The following is a 24,394-nucleotide window of genomic DNA, read 5'->3' as shown; positions in this document are numbered from 1 at the left end:
GATTACTTCCTCATTAAGGCTTCAATTTCATCCGCTTGTTTCGGGACGCCCGCAGTCAGTATGTCTATACCTTCGCGAGTCACTACCACATTATCTTCAATTCTTACGCCAATTCCTCGATAAGGTTCAGGCACATCGGCATCGTCGGCAATATAAATCCCCGGCTCCACGGTAACAACCATACCCACCTCAAAAGGCCGAGGCTTACCGTGCAATTGATAACTACCTACGTCATGTACATCCAGGCCTAAATAGTGCCCCAGCCCATGCATATAAAACCCTTGCCAACGCTTTTCTTTCAGGTTGTCTTGTAACTGTCCAGACAAAATCCCTAATTCGATTAGCCCTTGGGTGATCACTTCAGCACTTAATGCATGCATAGCGGGAAGTGTGACTCCCGGTTTCATCGCTTCTAAAACTGCCAACTGCGCTTTGAGTACAAGGTTATAAATATCGCGCTGTGCTGGTGAAAACTGCCCGTTTACGGGAAATGTACGCGTAATATCAGCAGCATAACCATGAAATTCTGCGCCTGCATCGATCAAGATCAAATCACCGTCGTGTGTTTGCGCGTTATTTTCAGTGTAATGCAATATACAGGCGTTATTACCAGCGCCCACAATAGTGCTATAGGCTGGGCAACGTGCGCCTTTCATGGCAAAAGCGTGATGAATTTCTGCTTCGAGTTGGTATTCAAAGCAGCCGGGCTTGGCGAATTTCATTGCACGGCAATGAGCATCTGCGCTGATCTTTGCCGCTTCACGCATAACAGCCAATTCTTGCTCCGACTTTATCACACGCATTTCGTGTACCAGCGGCCGAATATCGTGAATAGCGGTAGGCGTATGGTATTTTTTGGGCTGTGAACGCAAGTGTTTGAGAGTATCTTGCAGCGCTTCATCGGCCTTAGGGTTATCGCCCAAGGCAAAATAGACATTATCGTGACCATCTAACCATTCGCACAATACAGCGAGAAGATCATCCACATCGTAGGCTTCATCTAGATCAAACGCCTCTAACGCAGCTTCTGCGCCCAATCGACGACCGTGCCAAATTTCGGCATCTGGGTCTTTACCCAACACTGCCATAGCGCGATACGGCGCGCCAAATTGCTCATGATTAGACAACAGCAACCAAGCATCGGCCTCATTAAAGCCAGTAAAATACCAAAAGTCGCTGTTCTGACGAAAAGTGTATTCGGTGTCGTTGCTACGCGTGACGGTGTGCGCCGCTGGGATCAAGCAAACGCTTTTGGGCAAGCATTGCGCCAGCAAAGCGTGCTGGCGTTCAACATAATGTTCGAATGGGATCATGACGGTTTTTACTATTAATGAACCGAAGGTTTGTCGTTTTGATCATCTAACAGTGATTGGCCCATTTCGTTAAAACACAACAAAGCAGAAATTTTCACGTATTCAATCACTTCAAACAACGCTTGTTCAGATTCATCATCGTCGTTCATTGGCTCTTCCATGCGGGCGATATCAGAAAAGTCAGACAGTGCTTCTTTCACGTCTTCAGAACAAGCTGACAAGTCTTGCTGGAACAAACCAAAACCGGCCATAAACCCTTGTACCCAGTTGATCAGCGCAAGGCCGCGATCGTTAATCGGTGCCTCATCATCAGGTAAAAGTAACGTAAGCCCAAACTGCCCATCTACCATTTGCTGACAAGTTTGGTTAAATAACTCAGTCAGCGCCGCAACAGCTTTGGGTGGCAGAGGTTGCCCCTGATGTGCAATGTCTTCTAGTACTTTCAACCAGTTTTGGTCGCTAAGCGCCATACCGCCGCCCAGCATACCGCAAAGCATGCCGTGAATTTCTGCGCCATCAACAATCACTTCGTTGTCGCTCAGCACTTGGGTAACGGTTTCAAATTTCAATTGGTTTTCCACGTAGAGAATTCTCCAGAATCTTTGTGTTCATGCTACCAAAACCCCGCCTTAATACCAATTACCACACAGTGCGATTGGCTATTAAATAACGCGTTTGGGCAGTGAATAAGCAAACAAACACGATAAGACCACACAAGGGTGGTAGTCGTGCTCAGATTCATCTATGATCATTCTTCTGATATGGACTTCACCAAAACGTACATTTGATATACCCTGTACGGTCACGCATTTTAACAATGTCGCCTGGGATGTTTGCCAGTTCATTCATGTCCCTGGCCGATGCTTTTTACTTAGGAAGTTGACCTGTTGCTATTGTGCAAGCTCGGCACGTATCGAGAAGCCTACGGTGACAAAGATGCTTCCGCCCTGAACTTTTCGGTTCTAGGGCGAACGATGAACAGCGGCATTCCGGGCGGCGCCCTCTTTCGACGGACGTAGAAATGGCAATTTTAAATTTTGGGTCGATCAATATCGACCATGTGTACCAGGTAGATCACTTCGTTAAACCCGGTGAAACTCTGGACTCCACAGATTACCAACAATTATTGGGCGGCAAGGGCGCGAACCAATCGATCGCACTTGCAGCGGCTGGCGCTGACGTAAGTCATATTGGCCGCATCAATGAACACGATGTGCAATTTAAACAAACGCTAATTAAACATGGTATTAGCTGCCGCGACCTTGTATGTGGTGAAACGCCTTCTGGCCACGCCATTATTCAAGTTACGCCAAGTGCAGAAAATGCCATTGTGATTTTTGGTGGTGCGAACCGTGAAATTGACGCCAAACAAGTAGCCAAAGCACTGAGTGACACTAAATCAAGTGATTGGGTGTTAACACAGAACGAAACCAGTGCATTAGAAGACGTACTGCGTCAGGCTAAAGAAAAGCAGCTAAAAGTTGCATTCAACCCTGCGCCGATGACTGAATCGGTTAAATCACTGCCTTATGATTGCATTGATTTATTGATTGTTAACGAAACCGAAGCCGCCGCAATAACCGAAAAAGACGATCTCGACGCGATCTTAGATCACTTCAGAGCGCATTGGTCCCACGCTGAAGTTATTGTTACATTAGGTAAGGCTGGTGTTGTTATGCTGAAAGGCGACAAAACCATTAAAGTAGACGCTTTTGTTGTAGATGCAGTTGATACCACTGCAGCAGGCGATACCTTTATTGGGTTCTTCCTCGCGGCATACAGCACTCATGCAGATGCGAAAAAAGCGCTGACTCATGGCTGCGCAGCGTCAGCTATTTCAGTCACTCGCAAAGGTGCAGCACAGTCGATCCCCACCCGTCAGGAAGTGGATCGTTTCTTAGCTAAACATTCTGACTAAATCGGTAGAGAAACCTAACCTATGACTCATAAAATTATTCTTGATACCGATCCCGGTATCGATGATGCAATGGCGATTTTCTTCGCGTTCCAATCGCCAGACATCGAAGTATTAGGCCTTACCACTGTATTCGGTAACGTGCCGGTGGAAATGTCGGCTCGCAACGCATTAACACTGTGCGAAGTGGCGGGTAAAGACATTCCGGTAACCAAAGGTGTAGGCATGCCTTGGGTTGGCCCAGAATCGACTTACGCGCATTTTGTACACGGTGACGATGGCTTCGGCAATATCGACTTTCCTGCGTCTAACCGTGAACTCGACCCTCGTAGCTCGGCACAATTTATTGTAGATATGGCACGCCAGTATCCAGGCGAAGTTACCATTGTGGCTATTGGCCCATTGGGTAACTTAGCGCTAGCACTGCGTTTAGAGCCTGAATTGCCTAAGCTAATTAAAGGCGTGAGTATTATGGGTGGCGCTGCCTTTGTACGTGGTAATGTCACACCCGTTGCTGAAGCCAACATTTGGAACGACGCACACGCTGCCGACATCGTATTCTCGGCTGGCTGGAACGTTACCATGTTTGGCTTAGACGTGACTAACGCTGTGCCTTTCAGCCCTGCGTTTGTTGACATGCTAGAAGACAAAAACACCAAACTAGGTGGCTTTGTAAAGCAAGCATCTCAATTCTACTACGACTTTTATTCACAAAACCGCGAAGACCGTGTGTGTTTCTTCCACGACGCCTTCCCAATTGCGCATTTGTTGCAGCCTGAGTTATTTGAACTCACAGAAGGTCATGCCCGCGTAGGCACTGGCCCACTGGATCGCGGCCAAACCGTGGTTGCACCAGAGGGTACTACGCCAAGCCCATTGTGGACTGAAGCCCGTAAGATCCAGGTCGCAACTAAAGTAGACCACGCCAAACTTGAAGAATTATTTGTGCGCACCTATTCTCTTTAGTAACCCGTTTACTTAATTGAATGTGAAAAGAAACTGGGCCATGTCCCAGTTTCTTTATACAAGGTGAAAAACTCTTGCGTGCTGTGGATAAGCCACAATCAGAGGTATCACGACTCGCTGAGCTAGTTAGCTATCAGGTATTGGATACCGACGCAGAAAAAGAGTTTGATGCGATCACTGAGCTTGCTGCTCAGATATGCGATACGCCGATAGCACTTATCAGTCTTATCGATCACGATAGACAGGGGTTTATATCCAAAAAGGCCTGACGGTATCGGAAACATCAACTCAACTAAGGCAGCCCTCGCTACTCGTTAATTTAATTAGCGATTAGTGTATCTTTTCAACGAAGGCCTCTTAAATGCATGAGGCCTTCTTATTTTCGCAGTGGGTTTATTGAGTGCGAGAAGACTTAACAATCATTGCACGTTATACACGTAGCATCTGGTCACGATTCGGCAAGAAGACTCTGACGCTCATTAGAGTTCATTTCTTCTTGTCGTCATACTTGAAGGCCTATTAAAGTTCCTCGCTTCTCTTTTCCTCAATTATCATCCACTGAGCTCGCGTGCAGTTTTCAAGCAGTTCAAAGGCTTCAACTACTACACCTCGCCCTTGGACAAAAGCATGCCCTTGATTACTTTGCCGTTTACTCAAGGCTTCAAGCTTTTCTCTTGTTTCAGCACGGCCAGGATGATTCGACAAAAACACATCAATATTTTGTTCTTTTACTAATCGTTTCATCGCCATCGCGGATTCAGTATACGACTTGATACGTGGCACATCTGGGCCATAGTTGAGCCCAGTACCGCCCCACAACACAGCCCGATGTTTTTCGTTTCCGTCAACAACCGGAAAAATGACAGTTAAGGTACCTGGTGTATGGCCCGGCGTAACATAAAGTGATAGTTCAGTACCGTTAACGTTCAATTTTTCACCATCGTCTACCGCCACATCTCGGCTTGGCTTTTTACCCCAACGATAGCTGGCGAATTTATCGTTTTCGAGGTAATCCCACTCTACACTACTCATGACTATGCGCGGATTATATGTTGACTTGATAAGTTCAAACCCACCATAGTGGTCGCCATGGCCATGAGAAATAATAAGGTGAGATATGGGCTTGTTGCCCAATCCAAGCGCAAAGAGGCCATTAATTATGTACTGTTGAGCTTGCTCGTCATTATTCAATGCATCCACTAGAACAATGCTTTCACCCGTATCGATTGCCCAACTTGCAACGTTGCCTGCCCCCACGTAATAGAGGTTATCAAAGACCTGCTGGGGTGGTATTTGGCGCCGCCCCTTGCCTTTGCGGTCGGGCTTGCCTGCACTCTCGGCACGCTTAGGTCTTTCTCCTCGCTTTTCATCGAGTTTGAACATATCTCTGGGTGGAGCACTAATATCACAGAGGCTTGCCAAACCAGGAAAATGCATAGAGCTCTCTAGGCCGTTTCGGGCGTAATCCTGAGCGGTAAGCGAAGAGCTAGCAGTGCAACTAGCGCACACACAAACAGCCCATGTAATAACCGCTATTTTCAGAATGTCCAATTTAACCCTAGCCACAATCTTCTTCCGTCTTCAACGTACCCAAACTCTTCGTATCGCATTGTTTTATCAAATGCATTGTAGAGCCCCGTTTGCAATTTAATATTGCGCGTAAGCTTGGTGTTGTAACCTATGTCAAACAAACCGACCCCTGGGGATAAAATAGAACGTGAAGATACTGACGTTAGCGCCGTTTCTTCCCCTCTTACTGTCCATCTAGACCAAATTTCGCTTTCTTGAGATAGACGATATGTGGTGTTTAGCGTGAATAAATGTTTAGGCTGTTGAACTAAAGGTAGGCCTTCATTTGAACCTGTTTTTTGTTCTGAACGCGTGTAGCTGTATGCACCGTTAAATGACCAGTTCCCAACGTTATACTTTGCCGCGAACTCTGCACCGTACGATTCAGCTTCGTCAATATTGATATTATAGCGGTCAGTTTCATCTAAACAGACTGATAGTTCACATGATGCGATGGCAATTTTATCATCGAAATCATTATGGAAGACGGTAAGGCTGTACTCCAAGCCCGCATCACCCGAATAGTAAAGCGCAAGCTCTTTGTTTAACGTAGTTTCGGGTGACAAGTCCGGATTCCCGTAAACATCTCCCCCTCGGCTTTCTTGAATCCATCCATCAGCCATTTCTCGAAGTTCAGGTGTACGATAGCCGGTAGAGACACCACCTTTCACTACCCAATTATCATTGAGGTTGTACACCGCATATGCACGAGGGCTAACTTGGGAACTAAACTGTTCATTGTCATCAAGACGAATACCTAGCGTGAAGGCCAAACTATCGTTAACACGCCATTCATCTTCGCCATATAAAGACCATTGACTGTTTTCAATATTGGTCGCCTCGCCACCGTTTGTATCAAAATCATCTAGTGACTCTTCAAGAAACTCTGTGCCAACCGTAAGCATGTGGCTATCGCTGGCAGCCCAAGACCATTGAGAATTGAAGACCAGATTATTAATAGTGATATCTCGCCCTACATTTTCAACCGACTCTTGCTGAATGTAACTTCGAGCCGTCACATCATCATACTTTCCCTCGTGAGTCAGCGCATAAGAATGTCTCTCGCTTTCAGTCTCTGCTAAAGAATTTCTTTCTGGCAACGACTTACCAGGCGTAGATGTGCGTGTCTGATCTTGGAAGATGTACTCGAACGTGAGTGTATCTGTGGTATTTGGTGTTAAGTGAAACGCTGTACGAATGTTGCTCAGATCTTTTTCTGCATAGCCTCGTTCAATATCGTCCTCTTCTCGCTTTTGATAAAGGCCGCTGGCTGTAATGCTCAATAAATTCTCGATTAACGGCCCAGAAAATGCCAGCTGAACTTGACTATCTGAGCCACTGTCTGAATTTTCTTGAATTTTTGTTTCTGCGCGAAGGTTACCACTCCATTTTCTGAAGTTTTTTCGCGTAATGATATTGATTACCCCACCCATTGCGTCTGAACCATACAAGGTGGACATTGGCCCGCGAACAATTTCAATACGCTCTATACTGTCCAATGGCGGCAACCAATCTTGTTCATACCCGCCGCTGCCATTTGGCTGGGATTCTCTACCTGTTTGTTTTTTTCCATCAACAAGTATAGATGTATATTGTGCAGGTAGGCCTCGAACGCTGATGTCTTGTCGGTATCCACCACCAGTTACAGTAACCCCCGGCACGTCTCGAAGTGCGTCTGTGATATCTTTGTAAGCTCGCTGCGCCAGTTGTTTTCTATCGATGACGCTCACTGACGCGGGAGCTTGAGACAAAAGTTGCTCAAAGCCAGAGGCTGTAACAGTGATGCTCTCTACTTGGTTTTGTTCCGTAGTTTGCTCCATGGATTGGGCAAACAGATTAGAAGAAAAAATAGAACACAACGACATTGTCAGTAAAGTGGGTGAAAAACGCATACTTAATCGATTAAAATAGAACAATGCACCAATGATAATTATTATCATTTTAATGTAAACTGTGATTTCGTTTTTTTATACTATTGTCGATGCAATTTGCTTCAATGCATGTGATTAAGATGAAAACACACTTTACAATAGTAATCGTATTTGGGCATATTTTAATCAAACAAGATATTCAGACTGCGTTAAAGCACGTTTTTGCATAGGGATTTCGTATGATTACTGTGGTTTTTAATCAAAAAGGTGGGGTGGGTAAATCAACGATTAGTACCAATTTAGCCGCACAGAGCGCAAAGTTAGGTCACAAAACGTTATTGGTAGACCTAGATGCGCAAGGTAACAGTAGTTACTACGCGGGGTTTAACGCCAACGAAAAAAGCCTTTCTGTTGCTGATATGTTTAAGCAAGTGGTGGGGATATTCAGAACGGCTAAAAAACCTATTGAGTTTGTTCATCCAACCCCTTTTGAAAACCTTTACGTGATGCCGTCCTAACCAGCCTTGGCTGACGTAGAGCGGGAGCTCGAATCACGATACAAAATTTTTAAACTTAAAGACGCGTTAAAGGAGTTAAAAGACGAATTCGACAACATTTTTATCGACACGCCTCCTAATTTTAATTTTTATTCTAAAGCGGCACTTATTGCTGCTGATGGCTTTTGCATCCCCTTTGATTGCGACGACTTCTCGGCACAGGCGATTGAGCGTTTACTTGAAAATGCAATGGAACTAAAAGAAGACCACAACCCTGAACTGCGTTTGTTGGGTATTGTTGTCAATCAATTCAATAGCCAAGCAAAGCTTCCAAGAGAGTTAATTGAGACACTTAAGTAGCAAGATTTGCCAGTGTTAGAAAGTTATATAAGTGCCACGGTAAAAGTGAAAGAGTCTCACTCTAAGCGAATGCCGCTGCCTTTCTACTTACCAAAATTGTGTTCACAAAATTGTGCTAAGTTTTCCTGAATTTTGGTTTCCGAACGAAGGTTGCCGCTCCACTTTCTATAATTCTTCCGCGTTATTATATTAATCACACCGTCCATTGCATCTGAACCATACAATGTAGACATAGCCCCGCGTACAACTTCAATACACTGGATACTGTCTAGCCGGGGTAACAAGTCTTGTTCATAGTCTCCGCTGCCATTCGGATGCGACTCCCTGCCGCTCTGCTTTTGCCATCAACTAGAATAGAAGTTTCCTTTGCAGATAAACCGCGTACGCTGATGTCCTGACGGTATCCGTCACCTACTTCGCTTTCGTTTGCGGTACCTTAACTTGATAACCACTTTATGGCTTAAGGGGGTTAGATAAGGACAATAGTTGTGACTTTATTTCGCCTCTCAAATGTGTTGGTGTATCGATTAAAACTTCCTCAATAAAACTCGGTGTTTTATATAAATCAATCAACTTATCGTTAACTTTAGCTAACCATTCACGGCTTTCTTTTGTTCGGTTGCATAATATGTAGCTACTCGTATAGCGTTCATTCCCTTCAATTTCATAAGCTCGAAGCTTTGAAATATTTTTATTTCGCAATTCAGAAGAAAACATCAACGCGTAGTCAATTTTTCTATGATTTAATATATCGAAAACAGGGTTGTCGGATTCACCTAGCGCAATTTTATATATTTGGTGCGACCGGAGTTTTTTTATTTCGTTATCCAAAAAATCTCCATAACTAATTCCACTTACTAGCAACAATGAATTTTTTTCATCAGCTGCCATCAGCTTTTGTAAACTTGAAATTTTCCCACTCTTGTTAAGAAAAGATTTATCTAACATTGCATCTGAACGCTTTTGGAACAAAAAGACAGAGGGGAGTATCGCGACAGGCAAAGAGTACAGGTAATCATGCACTCTTTCATTGTTTTTTCTTGCAAATAGTAGACATGATGCTTCTTCACGAGTTTTTATATATTTCAGTGCACGTGTGAATGGCACTATATCTAAATCATAGGTATTAAACATCGAACGCAGCAAGGTCTGATAGCTATCCCCACTAGAAGATATGTTCAACCGATTTGTTTTGTAACTGGAGTCACTAGAATACAGATGAACATTCGAGTATACAGAAGAGCAATAGAAGTAAAGTAATAATACAAGATAGCCAGATAGTCTTAACAACGATTTAACCTCACGCAAAACAACTTAATCATTTTTGTCATTAAAGTATAATTTAAAAAAAATCTATCGAATATACTTGATTTTAAATGGATTCCAATTTCAATCACTGACTAGTGCAAATCATGAACAACTCTTTCGCTTACCAACAAACTCCTCATCGATAGTTTGCTGTCTATATTTACTTTGCTCAAGTCAACCTGACTCTGTTGCGAATAACAGTATAGTAAAGCGTGTCTTCAATATTGGCTGTTGCTAAACCACCGATATCATCATGCTCTTCCGCTTCATCACTTGCGAGTGTTTAAGCTAATATCGACTTTGTCTGCCTTGAGTAGGCTTATACGGGTAAACTGACCTGTGGCTTAGTGAGGCCTTTGGGAGTAATAAGATCTTAATTATCTCGTTGAATCGCCACTACTAACCTAAACAGTTCCCAGTCGTTGAACATGGCGTTTTTCATACTCTACTGGTGACAGTAAATTATTGGAACCATGTTTGCGTTTGCAGTTATAAAACATTTCGATGTAATCGAATATGTCAGCACGAGCATCATCTCTGGTTGAGTAGATTTTCTTTTTGATTCTTTCTCACTTCAGTAGCTACATTGACCAACCGATATCCTCTCGGGAGTACAAGTCCACGATCAACGAATTGTTTGACCGCGTCAATTTTGAACTCTTCAGGGTAGCGTTTACCGCTAGCGCATATCTTACAGCCTGAGATTTTTAAACTCACAGAAGGTCATGCCCGCGTAGGTACTGGCCTACTGGATCGCGGCCAAACTTGAAGCCTTGTTTATTGAAACATACTCTTTGTAATCAAACAGGCATCCTGTGTTATTACAAAAAACCGAGCTCATGCTCGTTTTTTTTATCAGTGTGCTCTCGGCTCAATTACAATGATTAATCTCAAGAATGGTTAAAATTATGCACAAGCCTATTGATAAAATTGAGATCATACGTATTCTCAACCTCTAATTTGGACACAACACCCTGCCACTGTGACACCATTAGCGCAAAGACAAACATTGAGACGCCAATTCCGCGCGGCTCGCCGGGCACTTTCAAGCCAGCAACAAGCGGCTGCTAGTCGCGCGCTGGTAGAACAATTCACCGCATTGCCGATCACTCCTTCTCGGGTTGCCGTTTACTTAAGCAACGATGGCGAGGTTGATCTCACCCCACTGATTAGCATGTTGTGGCAACGAGGTATTAGTACGAGTTTGCCGGTGATTCACCCCTTTAGCGACCAACATTTGTTGTTTTTAGATTATCAACCTAATACCCCCATGACCGAAAATCGTTTTGGCATTGCCGAACCCGCGCTATCGTGCCCTGCTATTCGGCTACTGGCAGAGCACGATGCTATTTTGTTGCCGCTGGTTGGGTTTGATATTCACGGGAACCGTTTAGGGATGGGTGGTGGCTTTTATGACCGCACGTTAGCCCAAACATCGCTCCTTGGGGTTAACAAACCAGTACTGGTGGGTGTGGCTCATGATTGTCAGCAAGCAGACACGTTACCAGCCCAATCTTGGGATATTCCATTAGATATAATGATAACGCCTACAAAAGTCATACAGCCTTCGTATGATAATGCGTTAAAATAGTCATACAAATTTGAGGGAAACGCCATGGATCAGAACGCAAAGAAACAGGCCGTTGGCCTAGCCGCCATTAAATATGTTGAGCCAGACACCATTGTTGGCGTCGGTACAGGGTCAACGGTGAACTACTTTATTGATGCACTCGCAACAGTGAAAGACAAAATCACTGGTGCCGTATCCAGTTCAGTGGCATCAACAGAACGCCTAAAAGCGCTGGGTATTGAAGTGTTTGAGTTAAACGAAGTGGATAGCTTGTCGATTTACGTTGATGGCGCCGACGAAGTCACCGAACACAAACACATGATAAAAGGCGGTGGTGCAGCATTAACCCAAGAGAAAATTGTGTCTGCGGTAGCCAAAAAGTTTGTTTGTATTGTCGACGATACCAAAACGGTGCCGGTATTGGGTAAGTTTCCGTTACCGGTAGAAGTTATTCCTATGGCGCGCTCTTATGTCGCCCGCGAGTTAGTGAAACTGGGAGGCGACCCTGTCTATCGCGAAGGTGTAAAGACCGACAACGGCAATGTGATCCTCGATGTACACAATTTGAAAATTCTTAATCCACGCGAGCTTGAACAATCAATCAACAATATACCCGGTGTTGTGACCAATGGTATATTTGCTATGCGTGGAGCCGACATTGTGCTGGTAGCAACGAATGACGGTGTTGAAACAAAATAATACATACCCCGCGCTGAGATAATCTCAGCGCTTTTTTATGGCGAATGTATCGCCAACCAATAGCATAATAACGAGAACGGATTCCCTCAGACAGAAAATGAACAAAACGCTTTTCAGCAATGGGAACTTTTGTTATTTTACCCGTATAGACGTCCAGATGTCTTTTTAAAACCTACTATTTGAGATGCGAGGCAATGAGTAAATATTCACTTCCAAAGGATAAGATCCGTATTGTTCTGCTTGAAGGCGTACACAAAAGTGCGGTAGAAACCCTACAGAGTAACGGTTACACCAACATTGAGTACCTAAAAACCTCATTGCCGGAATCCGAACTGATTGAAAAAGTGAAAGATGCTCACTTTATTGGTATTCGTTCACGTACACATATCACCGAAAAAGTAGTGGAAGCGGCAACCAAACTCGTGGCTATTGGCTGTTTCTGTATTGGTACTAACCAAGTTGATTTAAAAGCTACACAAGCTCGCGGCATCCCTGTATTCAACGCTCCTTTCTCTAACACACGTTCAGTGGCTGAGTTGGTGTTGGGCCAAATTATCCTTCTTTTACGTGGCGTGCCGCAGAAAAATGCCAAAGCGCATCGTGGCGAATGGGAAAAGAGCGCGGTTGGCTCGGTAGAGGCCCGTGGTAAAACCTTAGGTATTATTGGTTATGGCCACATTGGTACGCAGCTGAGTATTCTTGCAGAACACTTGGGTATGCGAGTGAAGTTCTACGATATCGAAGACAAGTTGGTATTGGGTAACTCATCGCAAGTGAAGACCATGGAAGAGCTGTTAAACGTGTCTGACGTGATTTCACTTCACGTGCCAGAAACGGCGCAAACGCAAAACCTGATTGGTGAGAAAGAACTGTCTCAAATGAAAAAAGGCGCAGTGTTGATCAATGCTTCTCGCGGTACGGTTATCGACATTGATGCGCTAGTGAATGCACTTGAATCTGAACATTTGAGCGGTGCGGCAATTGACGTATTCCCTGTTGAGCCTAAGTCGAATGACGAAGAGTTTGTTTCGCCGTTACGCAAGTTCGACAATGTGTTCCTCACACCACACGTAGGTGGTAGTACTCAAGAAGCACAAGAAAACATTGGTATTGAAGTAGCGGGTAAAATGGCGAAGTACAGCGACAATGGCTCTACGTTGTCGGCAGTAAACTTCCCAGAAGTTTCTTTACCTGACCACCCTGGCCGTTCGCGTTTGCTCCACATTCACGAAAACCGCCCAGGCGTACTAACTCAAATTAACCAAACGTTTGCTGAAAAAGGCATTAACATCGAAGCTCAGTACCTACAAACCAGTGCTGATATTGGTTATGTGGTTGTTGATGTTGAAGCAGACAAAGCCAACGAAGGCTTGGTACAGCTACAACAAATTGACGGCACTATAAAAGCACGCTTATTAAAATAAGCGCTGAGAAAGACAAAAAAAGCGGCTTTTGAAGCCGCTTTTTTGTTTGATAAAACAGAATCTTAGAAGAACGTATAAACTAGCGTTACTGCTGTTTCTGTATCTAGTTTGTCTACGCCTTCATCAACGTTTGAGTTGTGGTCAAGTTGAATAGAAAGCTTCATCGACAATGAACCACTGATCGACGCGCTCAATGCAGTTTCAGAACGAGATTTAGTGTTCTCAGAACCGATTTCCGTACTCATTGTTTGGGTAAATTTAGCTGTATCAGAAATTTTCCAACGGTAGCCCAACGACGCACGCAAAATCGCACTGTTTTGCTCTACGCCTTCTTGTGTTTCGGCAAACGAGTAACCCGGACCCACACTGTATTCAAATGCTGTACGCTTGTCTTCCCATACTTTCTGCGACCAACCTGCCGCCACTGTCGCTTGATAATCGAAGTTGCTCTGACGGTCATCTTCGTACGAGGTAAAGCCGAACAAACGATTCTTAGGGTTGCTCAACTTGTAGTTCGCCTGGCCTGACGCAAAGAACTTCTGCGCTGACGTTGTTTCTACTTCATTACCTTCGTCATCTTCTGTGGTTTCTTGTTTATACAAACCATTGATGATGAAATCGTTACTCCAGTTATCTAATTCTTGGTGAGCTGTTAAGCCTGCACTCATAGATTCAGTTTCAGTGTTACCTGTAGTCACAATTAAACCGAACTCGCCGTCCATAGTGAAAGGCTTCATTTCATCTTGCGCTAACGCACTTCCAGAGGCCGTTAACAACGCCGCTACCAACAATTTTTTCATGTCACATCCTACTCTTGGTCCCATTTCCTCAAACAGCAGTTTATCGAGTGATAAAGGCGCCCCTGTTTGAGCCCGTGTCGTACACTGATGAGCATACGACACTTTATAAACGCAATGCGCTTAATCCTGTGTGCATTGCTCATACAGTTTTCAACACCGATTATAGCGATTTAGAAAAAACTGTATACCAATGCAACGGTTGTTTCTGTACTTATCGATTCATTTTCGTCGGTATCATTGCTGTTGTGGATCATAATGAAGGATAACTTCAAACCCAACGACTCAATGATATTAGCCGACAATGAGGTTTCGAAGCGTGACTTGGTATTTTCGTCACCCGCTTCGGTACTGATAAACTGGCGCACCCGTGCGCCGGTTTCCCACTCATATCGATATTCCATCGATGCGCGAACAATCAGCCCATCGAGGCTGTCTTCATTTTCCCCTGAATCCAATTGGGCAAAACCCCAACCTGGACCGATGCTATATCTGAATTCACTGTTCGCATCATGCCATAGCAATTGTGACCAACCCGCCGCAATAGAGGCTTGAAAGTCATATCCGCTAAACTGATCATCTTCATAGTCACCAAACATGAACATGCGTTTGTCTGGTGAATGTAACTTGTAATCAAATTGCGCAGAACCGTAAAAACGCTGAGCCGTCACTTCGCTGTGAGTGCCGTCACCCTCGTCGTCTGCAACTTCACTTTGCTTATAAAGCATTTCAGCGAGGTATTGATTACTCCAATTTTTTGTATCGTGTTGTGATGTTATGGCACCTTTAAACGAGTTAGCGTCGGTATTGCCGGTAGACACCAGCACCCCTAACTCTCCGTCGAGTTTGAACGCTTTTTTATTTTCGTTATCACTGTCAAAATCGGCACTGTAGAGTGTATCGATTAAATCTCTGGTGGCTGCCGATGCATGCTCTACACCACCAACAAACAAAATCGATACCACCACACCTTTTAGTACGGTTGTATACTGCATAAAATAATCTTTGTTAGCACACATGAGGTCGCCGAATACTCTGGCTCCCCGATTTATAATATCAATGCGGCGACTTTTGCTGTTTCCTTGTTAGCAAATTCCACCGCATTACCTATGGATTCTCCGTCCAAATTTAATAATGCAGATACGTCCTTGTTAACGAGTTCAAGTGAAGCATACTTGTCTTTGTTGTGCTGTTTTATTGTCACTCGCATCGCTATAGACAAAATAGCAATGTCGGTGTCGGAACAGGCTTTATTGTTATCGTGAAGATACTTTACCGGAAAAAACAACGGCATTGGCAATTTCCAATGCTCCATGATCGTACCGCTACAAAGCGCAAAGGTAAAACCAAAATGTCGTTGTTGACGCTCCCAAGGCAAACTTTCTGATTTATCGAGTATGTATCCTTCATACGCCTTAGGATTACACTTAGCAACAATGAGTTCGCTTAAGTTTTGTAAAATTCCCATGACGAAAAAACGTTCACTGCCACGAATACGATGCTGCTTAGCTAAATGACGTGCCACCATGCCGCAGTAAATAGACCCTTGCCAATGGCGATCCAACTTAACTAAATTGGTATCAAAGTGCTTGAACGCACTGTTGGCAGTTTCTGCCATGACCAAATTATATAACGCCTCTCCGCCAATCACACTCACTGCCTTGCTAATAGATTCAACCTGAGACGGGAATCGAAACAATGAGGAATTAGCCAAACGTAACATTTTAGCCGTAAGGGAAGGATCTAGGCTGATTAACTGGGCGATATCATCGGCATCAGTGCGATAATCATCAAGCATATTTCGAATACGAATGCACACATCAGGCAGTGTGAAAGACTTCGTTGCAAAATTGACGTATTCGTTTAAATTCATTTTATCAGGCTCGACCAGTTGTTCCGCCGCTATTATAACAAGCTAGGCCAAAATAACAGGTGTTTTAGTCCAATTGCTTATGTTTCATTGTTATTTGAAAAAAGATCAGCCTGAACAGCATCTTCTTTAGGTGCTGGATTAGATTGCTGTCTCGCTCGTCGAAGGGCATTTTGTTTGCGTCGATGACACGCCGCAATCACTTTTCGCCGTGTACCGTCGTCTATTTTTAACCAATACAACCGCTCTTCCCGACTTCGGTAGCAGCCCAAACAATAACCCTTGGGGCCGCTTTCGCATACACCAATGCACGGGCTTGGAATATCAAAAAATTCCAATTGGCTAGGCGTTGTGTGTGCATCGGCCATAATTTGACTATTGATTTACAGGGGTTTCATTAGGTTAGACCCGAAAGCTGGCACAGTAAACCACTAATCAATAACAAAACCCGCTAGCCCATGCTTGTACACTAATAAAATACAGGCATAAAAAAAGCGAGGTAACTACCTCGCTTTTCAAAACTTAGGTCAGTAATAAATTACTTTTTCTTCGCTTTAGGGTTAGGCAAATCAGTAATGCTGCCTTCGAAGATTTCACAAGCCAAACCAATTGACTCGTTCAATGTTGGGTGAGCGTGGATAGTTAAGCCCACATCTTCTGCATCTGCACCCATTTCGATAGCAAGGCCAATTTCACCTAGCATTTCACCAGCGTTAGTACCAACCATTGCACCGCCGATTACGCGACCAGAATCTTTTTCGAAGATCATCTTCGTCAATCCGTCAGTTGCGTCAGATGCGATTGCACGACCAGAAGCCGCCCAAGGGAATGTTGCTGTTTCGTAAGCAATACCTTGCTCTTTCGCTTCTTTCTCAGTAACACCAACCCAAGCCACTTCTGGCTCAGTGTAAGCAACTGAAGGAATGCAACGCGGGTCAAAGAAGTGTTTCTTACCAGCAATAACTTCGGCAGCAACATGACCTTCATGTACCGCTTTGTGAGCAAGCATAGGCTGGCCAACCAAGTCACCAATTGCATAAATGTTAGCAACGTTGGTTTTCATTTGCTTATCAACGCTGATAAAGCCACGCTCATCAACATTTACACCCGCTTTATCAGCGGCAATCAATGCACCGTTTGGCTTACGGCCAACTGCAACCAATACTTTGTCGTAACGCACTGCTTCAGAAGGAGCATTTTTACCTTCAAAAGACACGTACAAGCCGTCGTCTTTTGCTTCAACGCCTGTCACTTTTGTTTCAAGCATTACGTTGAATTTTTCTTTGTACGACTTCATGAACACTTTCATCAAGTCTTTGTCAGCAGCAGGGATCAACTGGTCTAGAAATTCAACCACGTCAATTTTCGAGCCTAGTGCTTCGTATACGGTTCCCATTTCAAGACCGATAATACCACCACCTAGTACCAACATTTTCTCTGGAATGTCTTTCATTTCCAAAGCGCCTGTTGAGTCGATCACGCGGTCGTCTTTAGGGATGAAAGGCAATGATACAGGCTCAGAACCCGCAGCAATAATTGCGTTGTCAAAAGTAATGGTTGTTTTACCGTCTTTGCCTTCCACTTCAAGAGTGTTAGCGCCAGTAAATTTACCGTAGCCTTGTACATGCTTAACTTTACGCATTTTAGACATGCCAGCCAAACCTTTGGTTAGCTGACCAACAACACCGTCTTTGTATGCGCGGATTTTGTCTAAATCGATTTTAGGTTCGCCAAATTCAACACCGTGTGATGCAAGGTGCTTGGCTTCTTTCATAACCTTGGCCACGTGTAGTAGTGCTTTTGAAGGGATACAACCTACATTCAAACAAACACCACCTAGGGTTTCTCTGGCATCTACAAGAATGGTTTCGATGCCCAAGTCGGCAGCGCGGAATGCAGCAGAATAGCCGCCAGGGCCGGCGCCTAGTACCACTAACTGAGTTTTAATTTCGCTCATTGTGACCTCAAATCTGTCCTATTTTTCAATAATATGCGTAGAGTGAGATGGGAGCGATTTTCATAATATCAAGCAAAATCGCTATCATCTTTTTCATCAGGAGCGCGAGGGTACCAGCGCTCCTGAATCGTTTTTACAGCAACATTTGGCGCAAATCGCCAAGTACGTTACTCAAGTGTACAGCAAAGCGCGCAGCAAGGGCACCGTCAATAACACGATGGTCGTATGACAATGACAATGGCAGTGTTAGGCGCGGTTCAAATTCCTTGCCGTTCCACTTAGGCTTTATCTCGCTCTTAGACACACCGAGAATAGCAACTTCTGGTGCATTAACGATTGGTGTAAAGGCTGTACCGCCTATTCCACCAAGGCTAGAGATAGTAAAACATCCACCTTGCATATCAGCAGCTTTTAGCTTGCCATCGCGAGCTTTCACACTGATTTCCATCAATTCTTTTGATAGTTCCATGATGCCTTTCTGATCAACATCACGTACTACAGGTACAACCAAACCATTCGGGGTATCAACAGCAATACCGATATGGAAGTACTTTTTCAAAATCAATGATTCACCGTCAGCAGACAATGATGAATTAAATGTTGGATACGCTTTAAGTGCATCAGCAACGGCTTTCATCATAAACACAAGTGGTGTAATTTTTACGCCCAACTTACGTTTTTCTGCGATTTGGTTTTGTTCCTTACGGAACGCTTCCATATCGGTAATATCAGCATCTTCAAATTGAGTAACATGCGGGATCGTTACCCAGTTGCGGTGCAAGTTAGGGCCAGAAATCTTCTGGATGCGAGTAAGCGGCTTCTCTTCAATTTCACCAAATTTAGCAAAATCAACTTTTGGTGCCGCAATAACTTGTAAGCCACCTTCACCTTTACCAACGCTTGAACTAGCCGTCGCTTTAGGACGTGACAATTCATATTTTACGTAAGATTGAATATCTTCTTTCAGAATTCGACCTTTAGCGCCAGAACCCGAAACCTGTGTTAGATCAACACCAAACTCACGCGCTAAGCGACGTACCGAAGGCGACGCATGTACTTTACCTGTTTTAGGCTTTTCACCTGCAGACGGGTGATGCGGTACAGGCGGCGGCTTAGGCGTGTCAGCAGGCGCTGGCGCAGCTGCTGGAGCAGGCTTAGCTTCTGCTGGTGCCGCAGCTGGCTGGGCAGGTGCTGCACCTTTAATTTTCAGCATCAAGACTTTTGAGCCCATTGATACTTTGTCGCCTTGCTTCACCAACAACTTGGTAATAGTACCGGCTTTTGGTGCAGGCACATCCATAGTTGCTTTGTCAGTTTCAAGCGTGATCAAGCCGTCTTCTACGTCAACGGTATCACCTTCGGCAACCAATACTTCAATAACGTCAACATCACTCGCGTCGCCGATATCAGGCACGGTTACTTCAATTTCTTCTTCCACTGCAGCAGATGTTGCCACTGGCGCTTCTGCTGCTGGCGCAGGAGCTTCAGCAGCAGGAGCCGCTTCGCTTGCTGCACCGGCAACTTCAAGCGTTAATACCAATGAACCTTCGCTAACTTTATCACCCTCTTTCACGGCTAAGCTTACCACTTTGCCCGCTTCTGGAGCTGGTACGTCCATGGTTGCTTTGTCAGTTTCAAGTGTGATCAACCCGTCTTCAACGTCAACAGTATCGCCTTCAGCAACGAGTACTTCGATAACGTCAACATCGGCGGCGTCGCCGATATCAGGTACTTTAACTTCAATGGTTTTAGTGCCGCCCGTTGCTGCAGGAGCTGAAGCTGGGGCAGCTGCTGGAGCTGGCTCTGGCTTAGTTTCAGCAGCAGGGGCTGGCGCAGCTTCTGCCGCAGGTGCTTGGGCAGCACCGGCAGCTTCAAGCTTGGCAAGCAAGTCGTCTTGCTTAATCTTGTCACCAACGTTCACACATAATTCTTTTACTGTACCAGCGAAAGGTGCAGGAATATCCATGCTCGCTTTGTCACTTTCTACCGTAACAAGCGCATCTTCCGCATCAACACTATCGCCAACGGCGACACAAAGCTCAATGACTTCAACTTCGTCGTCACCGATATCGGGTACAAGTACTTCTTTAATGTCAGACATATTGAGAATCTCCCTGCACTTATGCGTATAGTGGGTTTACTTTTTCTGGGTCAATACCCAAATCTTTCATCGCTTTCGCTAGTGTTTTAGCGTCAAGCTCACCGGCTTTGTACAACTCGTAAAGTGATGCGTAAACCACTGAGTTTGCATCCACTTCAAAGTGGCGGCGTAGGTTTTCACGGCTGTCAGAACGACCGAAGCCATCTGTACCCAATACGCGATAAGCGCCTGGTACAAAACCACGTACTTGATCGGCGTAGTTTTTGATGTAGTCAGTGGCAACGATAGTCGGGCCGTCATTGCCTTCAGACAATACTTTAGTGATGTAAGGTACTTTGCTGTCAGCTTCTGGGTGAAGCATGTTGTAACGCTCACAATCCAAACCGTCACGCGCCAATTCGTTGAACGAAGGTACGCTGTACACTTCAGAAGCAACGCCGTATTCATCTTTCAAGATGGTAGCAGCTTGGCGAACTTGCTGTAGGATGGTACCTGAACCAAGCAATTTCACTTGCTTCTTGCTGTTGGCCGCGCCAACTTTGTCTAGCAAGTAAATACCTTTGATGATGCCTTCTTCACAACCCGCAGGCATTTCTGGCTGCGCGTAGTTTTCGTTCATCACTGTGAGGTAGTAGAACACGTTTTCTTGATCTTCAAGCATACGGCGTAAACCGTCTTGAACAATCACGGCAACTTCGTAACCGTATGTAGGGTCGTAGCTCACACAGTTAGGAATTAACGCTGCTTGTGTATGGCTGTGACCGTCTTGGTGCTGTAGACCTTCACCGTTCAAGGTTGTACGGCCAGCTGTACCACCGACAAGGAAACCGCGACATTGGCTGTCACCGGCTGCCCATGCCAAGTCACCAACACGTTGGAAACCAAACATTGAGTAGTAGATGTAGAACGGAACCATTGGCAAATCGTTAGTGCTGTACGACGTACCCGCCGCCAACCAAGACGCCATTGCACCTAATTCGTTGATACCTTCCTGAAGTACCTGACCTTTTTGGTCTTCACGGTAGTAAGCCACTTGGTCTGAGTCTTGTGGTTCATACTTCTGGCCCTGGCTAGAGTAAATACCCACTTGACGGAACAAGCCTTCCATACCAAACGTACGCGCTTCGTCAGGAATAATTGGCACAATACGCTTACCAATTTGCTTGTCTTTCAACAACGCAGTAAGTACACGTACAAACGCCATTGTGGTTGAGATTTCGCGGTCGCCAGAACCCTTTGTTACCGCTTCAAAGGCTTTTAGCTGTGGAGCTGGTAGTTCGTCAGACGTTTTCGCAATACGACGAGGCATGTAGCCTTTAAGTGCTTCACGACGCTCGCGGATGTACTTCATCTCTTCACTGTCTTCGTCAAACTTGTAGTATGGCAAGTCAGTAAGTGCTTCGTCAGAAACAGGAATATTGAAACGGTCGCGGTAATGTTTAATTGCATCCAAGTCCATTTTCTTAACTTGGTGCGCAATGTTTTTACCTTCACCCGCAGAACCCATGCCGTAACCTTTAACAGTTTTAGCAAGGATTACTTGTGGACGGCCTTCTGTTTTCACTGCGCGATCGTATGCAGCGTAAACTTTAACTGGATCGTGACCACCACGGTTCAAGCGCCAGATGTCTTCGTCAGACATGTTGCCAACCATTTCTTTCAGCTCTGGGTATTTGCCGAAGAAGTTTTCACGCGTGTAGTTACCGCCTTTCGCTTTGTAGTTCTGATACTCACCATCAACGGTTTCGTTCATCACTTGCAGTAGTTTACCAGACGTATCGCGAGCCAATAGTGGGTCCCAATAACGACCCCAGATAACTTTGATCACTTCCCAGCCTGCGCCGCGGAACGTGCCTTCAAGTTCTTGGATAATCTTACCGTTACCACGTACAGGACCGTCAAGACGCTGTAGGTTACAGTTAACAACAAACGTTAGGTTGTCTAGCCCTTCACGAGACGCAAGACCGATTGCACCCAAGCTTTCTGGCTCATCAATTTCACCATCACCTAGGAAGCACCAAACGCGCTGATTAGAACAATCTTTCAAACCGCGGTTGGTTAAGTATTTCAAGAAGCGAGCTGTGTAGATCGCTTGCATTGGACCCAAGCCCATAGAAACCGTAGGGAACTGCCAGAAGTCAGGCATCAATTTCGGGTGCGGGTAAGAAGATAGGCCTTCACCGCCCACTTCTTGGCGGAACATATCGAGTTGGTCTTCGCTTAGACGACCTTCAATGTATGCACGCGAGTAAATACCAGGTGCCACGTGGCCCTGATAGAAAATAAAGTCGCCACCGTCTTGGTCGTTTGGTGCACGCCAGAAGTGGTTAAAGCCCACATCATAAAGCATTGCAGATGACGCGAAGCTAGAAATATGACCGCCAAGCTCTAGGTTCTTCTTAGAGCCGCGCAATACCATCATCAAGGCATTCCAACGCAATGCGTTGCGAATTTTGCCTTCCATGGTTTGGTCGCCAGGCATTTGAGGCTCTTGGCCAGGAGGAATTGTGTTGATGTAAGCGGTGGTTGCGTCGTAAGGCAAATGTGCACCACTTCTGCGTGCTTTTTCAATTAACGACTCAAGTAAAAAGTGAGCCCTTTCTACGCCTTCTTCTTCAAGAACCGACTCAAGCGATTCGAGCCATTCCTGCGTTTCTTGAGGGTCCACATCTTGGTGCAACATATCAGTCATGGTGCCATCCTATTGTTACTTATATAGAAACACATCCAGTCACCGCCATTGGTGATGGATGAATACCTAGATTTCAGTTGTATTTTCAGTAGAAGAGTTAACCACTCGCCTCTTCTACTATTCGCAACGCAACCAGCTACCTGGTTACATCAATTACTGCATGGCTTTCGCCACTAAATCTCAAGGCGTCGTAATGCGCGTTGCATTTTGCTGTCGCGCTGATTGACCGCCAATAAGGTTTTTTCAATAAAGGCCAAGTGTTGATAACACTCTTGCCTTGCTGCCTCTGGGTCACGTGATGCTATAGCTTGTACAATTACCTTGCGCTGTTTGGCGATATCTTCGAGTACATCGGTATGCAGAGCTAACATATCTAAGTTTTTTTCAATGTTATCTACCAGCATGGCTTGCATCGTCGACATCACATGCAACAGCACCATATTGTGCGAAGCCCGGGTCATGATGATGTAAAACTCGCCTAATGCTTCTGCAAGGGCTCGTTTACTATCAGCCTTCTTAGGCTCGGGTAACTTTGCTAATGCATCTTGTAACGCAATATAGTCTTCTGGTTGACCTCGGAGTGCGGCGTAGTACGCTGCCATTCCTTCTAGCGCATGGCGAAATTCCAACAGGTCGAACTGAGTTTCAGGTCGACGATGGATTAATGCCATCAAGGGGTCTGTCATTGCCGCATTCAAATTGCGACTAATGAAAGTACCACCACCTTGCTTTCGCTCAATTAGCCCACGAGCTTGTAAGTTCCCTATCGCTTCTCTTAAAGAAGGTCGAGATACTTCAAACTCCGCAGCCAATTCTCGCTCTGGTGGGAGTTGTTGGCCTGCCAAAAGAGAACCGTCTAGAATCATAGATTCCAGCTGCTCTGTAATGACGTCCGATAACTTTTTTCTGCCTTGCCTCATTGCAAGCAATTCCTGAGCGCACATCAACTGTTAACTTTTTGTTGCCAGCCGACGCAATGGTCATACCAATTTACCTATACTACCAGTTTAGGACAGAACATGGTCGAGGTAAATAGTGATCATAACCTCGATTGATAGGGATCAAGAGGCGGTTGCTTTTACTACTTGAAAAATATAGGAAAGATTGAGGTAAATTCACTGGTCTGACGAGAAACCAAATGTGAAAAAATTGCTTACTAATCAAACGTTATTCACACATCAACGTTACTTTTGGTAAAAATCGCCGAATTAGATCTGTATGTTATTTAACCTACCATTTGCTTTTACCGACTATTCATACTACGCAACTTTTTCATAAAAGGTTTTTATATGAACATCTTAGCACCCATGATGATACACGCTTGTTCATTGCCAAGCGAACGGACTACGAAGAAATAAAGCTTGATGCACAAAGAACGAGCGACCAAGCAGTGGGCAGGATCGAGTCAGAAACCGTTCGCCGCAAGGATGCGGCGACACGAGCGTACAGGGAAGTATTCACCGCGTGTTTCTGAGCCGAGCCTGT

Annotated in this window: 19 protein-coding genes, 1 other RNA gene and 2 pseudogenes; 8 read left to right on the top strand and 14 right to left on the bottom strand. The window is 45.0% G+C overall.

The window, feature by feature from the left end; genetic code table 11:
• Positions 1 to 2 precede the first annotated feature (2 nt).
• The gene (gene pepP / locus ACXAH6_RS11655) at positions 3 to 1,313 is read right to left on the bottom strand and encodes a Xaa-Pro aminopeptidase (protein ID WP_474877006.1); all 1,311 of its coding nucleotides are present in this window, start codon (positions 1,311 to 1,313) and stop codon (positions 3 to 5) included.
• Between the two features lie 14 nt (positions 1,314 to 1,327).
• Positions 1,328 to 1,894 carry a UPF0149 family protein gene (locus ACXAH6_RS11650; protein WP_474877005.1) on the bottom strand — a complete coding sequence of 189 codons (567 nt, stop codon included), beginning with the start codon at positions 1,892 to 1,894 and terminating at the stop codon, positions 1,328 to 1,330.
• Between the two features lie 237 nt (positions 1,895 to 2,131).
• On the opposite strand from ACXAH6_RS11650, the gene ssrS reads away from it, so the two are divergent.
• The 4 genes from ssrS to ACXAH6_RS11630 all read left to right on the top strand — a co-directional run bounded on the left by ssrS (position 2,132) and on the right by ACXAH6_RS11630 (position 4,463).
• Positions 2,132 to 2,313, top strand: a non-coding RNA gene (ssrS, locus tag ACXAH6_RS11645) — 6S RNA.
• 21 nt (positions 2,314 to 2,334) lie between these two features.
• Complete coding sequence (locus ACXAH6_RS11640) at positions 2,335 to 3,231, top strand: ribokinase (RefSeq protein WP_474877003.1); 897 nt, start codon at positions 2,335 to 2,337, stop codon at positions 3,229 to 3,231.
• Positions 3,232 to 3,252: 21 nt separating this feature from the next.
• Positions 3,253 to 4,194 (top strand): nucleoside hydrolase, encoded by a 942-nt coding sequence (locus ACXAH6_RS11635; protein WP_474877001.1) that lies wholly within the window; start codon positions 3,253 to 3,255, stop codon positions 4,192 to 4,194.
• Between the two features lie 74 nt (positions 4,195 to 4,268).
• Positions 4,269 to 4,463: a hypothetical protein gene (locus ACXAH6_RS11630; RefSeq protein WP_474877000.1), complete on the top strand. Its 195-nt coding sequence runs from the start codon at positions 4,269 to 4,271 to the stop codon at positions 4,461 to 4,463.
• 250 nt (positions 4,464 to 4,713) lie between these two features.
• On the opposite strand, the gene ACXAH6_RS11625 is transcribed toward ACXAH6_RS11630, so the two are convergent.
• Together ACXAH6_RS11625 and ACXAH6_RS11620 are read right to left on the bottom strand one after the other, a co-directional pair.
• Positions 4,714 to 5,631 (bottom strand): MBL fold metallo-hydrolase, encoded by a 918-nt coding sequence (locus tag ACXAH6_RS11625; protein ID WP_474876998.1) that lies wholly within the window; start codon positions 5,629 to 5,631, stop codon positions 4,714 to 4,716.
• 101 nt (positions 5,632 to 5,732) lie between these two features.
• Complete coding sequence (locus ACXAH6_RS11620) at positions 5,733 to 7,703, bottom strand: TonB-dependent receptor domain-containing protein (RefSeq protein WP_474876996.1); 1,971 nt, start codon at positions 7,701 to 7,703, stop codon at positions 5,733 to 5,735.
• A gap of 170 nt (positions 7,704 to 7,873) precedes the next feature.
• Here ACXAH6_RS11620 and ACXAH6_RS11615 point away from each other — a divergent pair.
• Positions 7,874 to 8,491: pseudogene (locus ACXAH6_RS11615) on the top strand (ParA family protein).
• A gap of 453 nt (positions 8,492 to 8,944) precedes the next feature.
• Here ACXAH6_RS11615 and ACXAH6_RS11610 read toward each other — a convergent pair.
• Complete coding sequence (locus ACXAH6_RS11610; protein WP_474876994.1) at positions 8,945 to 9,625, bottom strand: hypothetical protein; 681 nt, start codon at positions 9,623 to 9,625, stop codon at positions 8,945 to 8,947.
• A gap of 578 nt (positions 9,626 to 10,203) precedes the next feature.
• Positions 10,204 to 10,368 (bottom strand): annotated as a pseudogene (locus ACXAH6_RS11605) (IS3 family transposase); the annotation flags it as partial.
• A 440-nt stretch (positions 10,369 to 10,808) separates the two neighbouring features.
• On the opposite strand from ACXAH6_RS11605, the gene ACXAH6_RS11600 reads away from it, so the two are divergent.
• The 3 genes from ACXAH6_RS11600 to serA all read left to right on the top strand — a co-directional run bounded on the left by ACXAH6_RS11600 (position 10,809) and on the right by serA (position 13,492).
• On the top strand, positions 10,809 to 11,390 hold the full coding sequence (locus ACXAH6_RS11600) for a 5-formyltetrahydrofolate cyclo-ligase (protein ID WP_474876993.1): 582 nt from the start codon (positions 10,809 to 10,811) through the stop codon (positions 11,388 to 11,390).
• Between the two features lie 24 nt (positions 11,391 to 11,414).
• Positions 11,415 to 12,068: a ribose-5-phosphate isomerase RpiA gene (gene rpiA, locus ACXAH6_RS11595; RefSeq protein WP_474876991.1), complete on the top strand. Its 654-nt coding sequence runs from the start codon at positions 11,415 to 11,417 to the stop codon at positions 12,066 to 12,068.
• Between the two features lie 194 nt (positions 12,069 to 12,262).
• Complete coding sequence (gene serA / locus ACXAH6_RS11590; RefSeq protein ID WP_474876989.1) at positions 12,263 to 13,492, top strand: phosphoglycerate dehydrogenase; 1,230 nt, start codon at positions 12,263 to 12,265, stop codon at positions 13,490 to 13,492.
• A 62-nt stretch (positions 13,493 to 13,554) separates the two neighbouring features.
• Here the strand turns inward: serA and ACXAH6_RS11585 are convergent, their stop codons facing one another.
• From ACXAH6_RS11585 to ACXAH6_RS11550, 8 genes are all read right to left on the bottom strand, one after another.
• Positions 13,555 to 14,292 carry a DUF481 domain-containing protein gene (locus ACXAH6_RS11585; RefSeq protein WP_474876987.1) on the bottom strand — a complete coding sequence of 246 codons (738 nt, stop codon included), beginning with the start codon at positions 14,290 to 14,292 and terminating at the stop codon, positions 13,555 to 13,557.
• Positions 14,293 to 14,462: 170 nt separating this feature from the next.
• Complete coding sequence (locus tag ACXAH6_RS11580) at positions 14,463 to 15,284, bottom strand: DUF481 domain-containing protein (protein ID WP_474876986.1); 822 nt, start codon at positions 15,282 to 15,284, stop codon at positions 14,463 to 14,465.
• A 53-nt stretch (positions 15,285 to 15,337) separates the two neighbouring features.
• Positions 15,338 to 16,162 (bottom strand): HDOD domain-containing protein, encoded by an 825-nt coding sequence (locus ACXAH6_RS11575; RefSeq protein WP_474876984.1) that lies wholly within the window; start codon positions 16,160 to 16,162, stop codon positions 15,338 to 15,340.
• Between the two features lie 77 nt (positions 16,163 to 16,239).
• Positions 16,240 to 16,527, bottom strand: a complete 288-nt coding sequence (locus ACXAH6_RS11570; protein WP_474876982.1) for a DUF1289 domain-containing protein — start codon at positions 16,525 to 16,527, stop codon at positions 16,240 to 16,242.
• A 170-nt stretch (positions 16,528 to 16,697) separates the two neighbouring features.
• Positions 16,698 to 18,116 (bottom strand): dihydrolipoyl dehydrogenase, encoded by a 1,419-nt coding sequence (gene lpdA / locus ACXAH6_RS11565; RefSeq protein WP_474876981.1) that lies wholly within the window; start codon positions 18,114 to 18,116, stop codon positions 16,698 to 16,700.
• Between the two features lie 133 nt (positions 18,117 to 18,249).
• Positions 18,250 to 20,217, bottom strand: a complete 1,968-nt coding sequence (gene aceF / locus ACXAH6_RS11560) for a pyruvate dehydrogenase complex dihydrolipoyllysine-residue acetyltransferase (protein ID WP_474876979.1) — start codon at positions 20,215 to 20,217, stop codon at positions 18,250 to 18,252.
• Between the two features lie 19 nt (positions 20,218 to 20,236).
• Positions 20,237 to 22,909 (bottom strand): pyruvate dehydrogenase (acetyl-transferring), homodimeric type, encoded by a 2,673-nt coding sequence (gene aceE / locus ACXAH6_RS11555; RefSeq protein ID WP_474876977.1) that lies wholly within the window; start codon positions 22,907 to 22,909, stop codon positions 20,237 to 20,239.
• Between the two features lie 173 nt (positions 22,910 to 23,082).
• Positions 23,083 to 23,829 carry a GntR family transcriptional regulator gene (locus ACXAH6_RS11550; protein ID WP_474876975.1) on the bottom strand — a complete coding sequence of 249 codons (747 nt, stop codon included), beginning with the start codon at positions 23,827 to 23,829 and terminating at the stop codon, positions 23,083 to 23,085.
• Positions 23,830 to 24,394 lie beyond the last annotated feature (565 nt).

Source organism: Alteromonas sp. ABE4_545 (genome assembly GCF_056161325.1).
This window is presented reverse-complemented; position numbering and strand designations above follow the sequence as displayed.

What these genes read in the sequence shown, in the direction of transcription:
- ACXAH6_RS11635 (WP_474877001.1), top strand. Translation starts at nt 3,253, where the DNA reads ATGACTCATAAAATTATTCTTGATACCGATCCCGGTATCGATGATGCA.
- ACXAH6_RS11640 (WP_474877003.1), top strand. Translation starts at nt 2,335, where the DNA reads ATGGCAATTTTAAATTTTGGGTCGATCAATATCGACCATGTGTACCAG.
- ACXAH6_RS11575 (WP_474876984.1), bottom strand. Translation starts at nt 16,162, where the DNA reads ATGAATTTAAACGAATACGTCAATTTTGCAACGAAGTCTTTCACACTG.
- ACXAH6_RS11550 (WP_474876975.1), bottom strand. Translation starts at nt 23,829, where the DNA reads ATGAGGCAAGGCAGAAAAAAGTTATCGGACGTCATTACAGAGCAGCTG.
- aceE (WP_474876977.1), bottom strand. Translation starts at nt 22,909, where the DNA reads ATGACTGATATGTTGCACCAAGATGTGGACCCTCAAGAAACGCAGGAA.
- aceF (WP_474876979.1), bottom strand. Translation starts at nt 20,217, where the DNA reads ATGTCTGACATTAAAGAAGTACTTGTACCCGATATCGGTGACGACGAA.
- serA (WP_474876989.1), top strand. Translation starts at nt 12,263, where the DNA reads ATGAGTAAATATTCACTTCCAAAGGATAAGATCCGTATTGTTCTGCTT.
- lpdA (WP_474876981.1), bottom strand. Translation starts at nt 18,116, where the DNA reads ATGAGCGAAATTAAAACTCAGTTAGTGGTACTAGGCGCCGGCCCTGGC.
- ACXAH6_RS11570 (WP_474876982.1), bottom strand. Translation starts at nt 16,527, where the DNA reads ATGGCCGATGCACACACAACGCCTAGCCAATTGGAATTTTTTGATATT.
- ACXAH6_RS11620 (WP_474876996.1), bottom strand. Translation starts at nt 7,703, where the DNA reads ATGATAATAATTATCATTGGTGCATTGTTCTATTTTAATCGATTAAGT.
- ACXAH6_RS11610 (WP_474876994.1), bottom strand. Translation starts at nt 9,625, where the DNA reads ATGTTTAATACCTATGATTTAGATATAGTGCCATTCACACGTGCACTG.
- pepP (WP_474877006.1), bottom strand. Translation starts at nt 1,313, where the DNA reads ATGATCCCATTCGAACATTATGTTGAACGCCAGCACGCTTTGCTGGCG.
- ACXAH6_RS11625 (WP_474876998.1), bottom strand. Translation starts at nt 5,631, where the DNA reads ATGCATTTTCCTGGTTTGGCAAGCCTCTGTGATATTAGTGCTCCACCC.
- rpiA (WP_474876991.1), top strand. Translation starts at nt 11,415, where the DNA reads ATGGATCAGAACGCAAAGAAACAGGCCGTTGGCCTAGCCGCCATTAAA.
- ACXAH6_RS11580 (WP_474876986.1), bottom strand. Translation starts at nt 15,284, where the DNA reads ATGCAGTATACAACCGTACTAAAAGGTGTGGTGGTATCGATTTTGTTT.
- ACXAH6_RS11585 (WP_474876987.1), bottom strand. Translation starts at nt 14,292, where the DNA reads ATGAAAAAATTGTTGGTAGCGGCGTTGTTAACGGCCTCTGGAAGTGCG.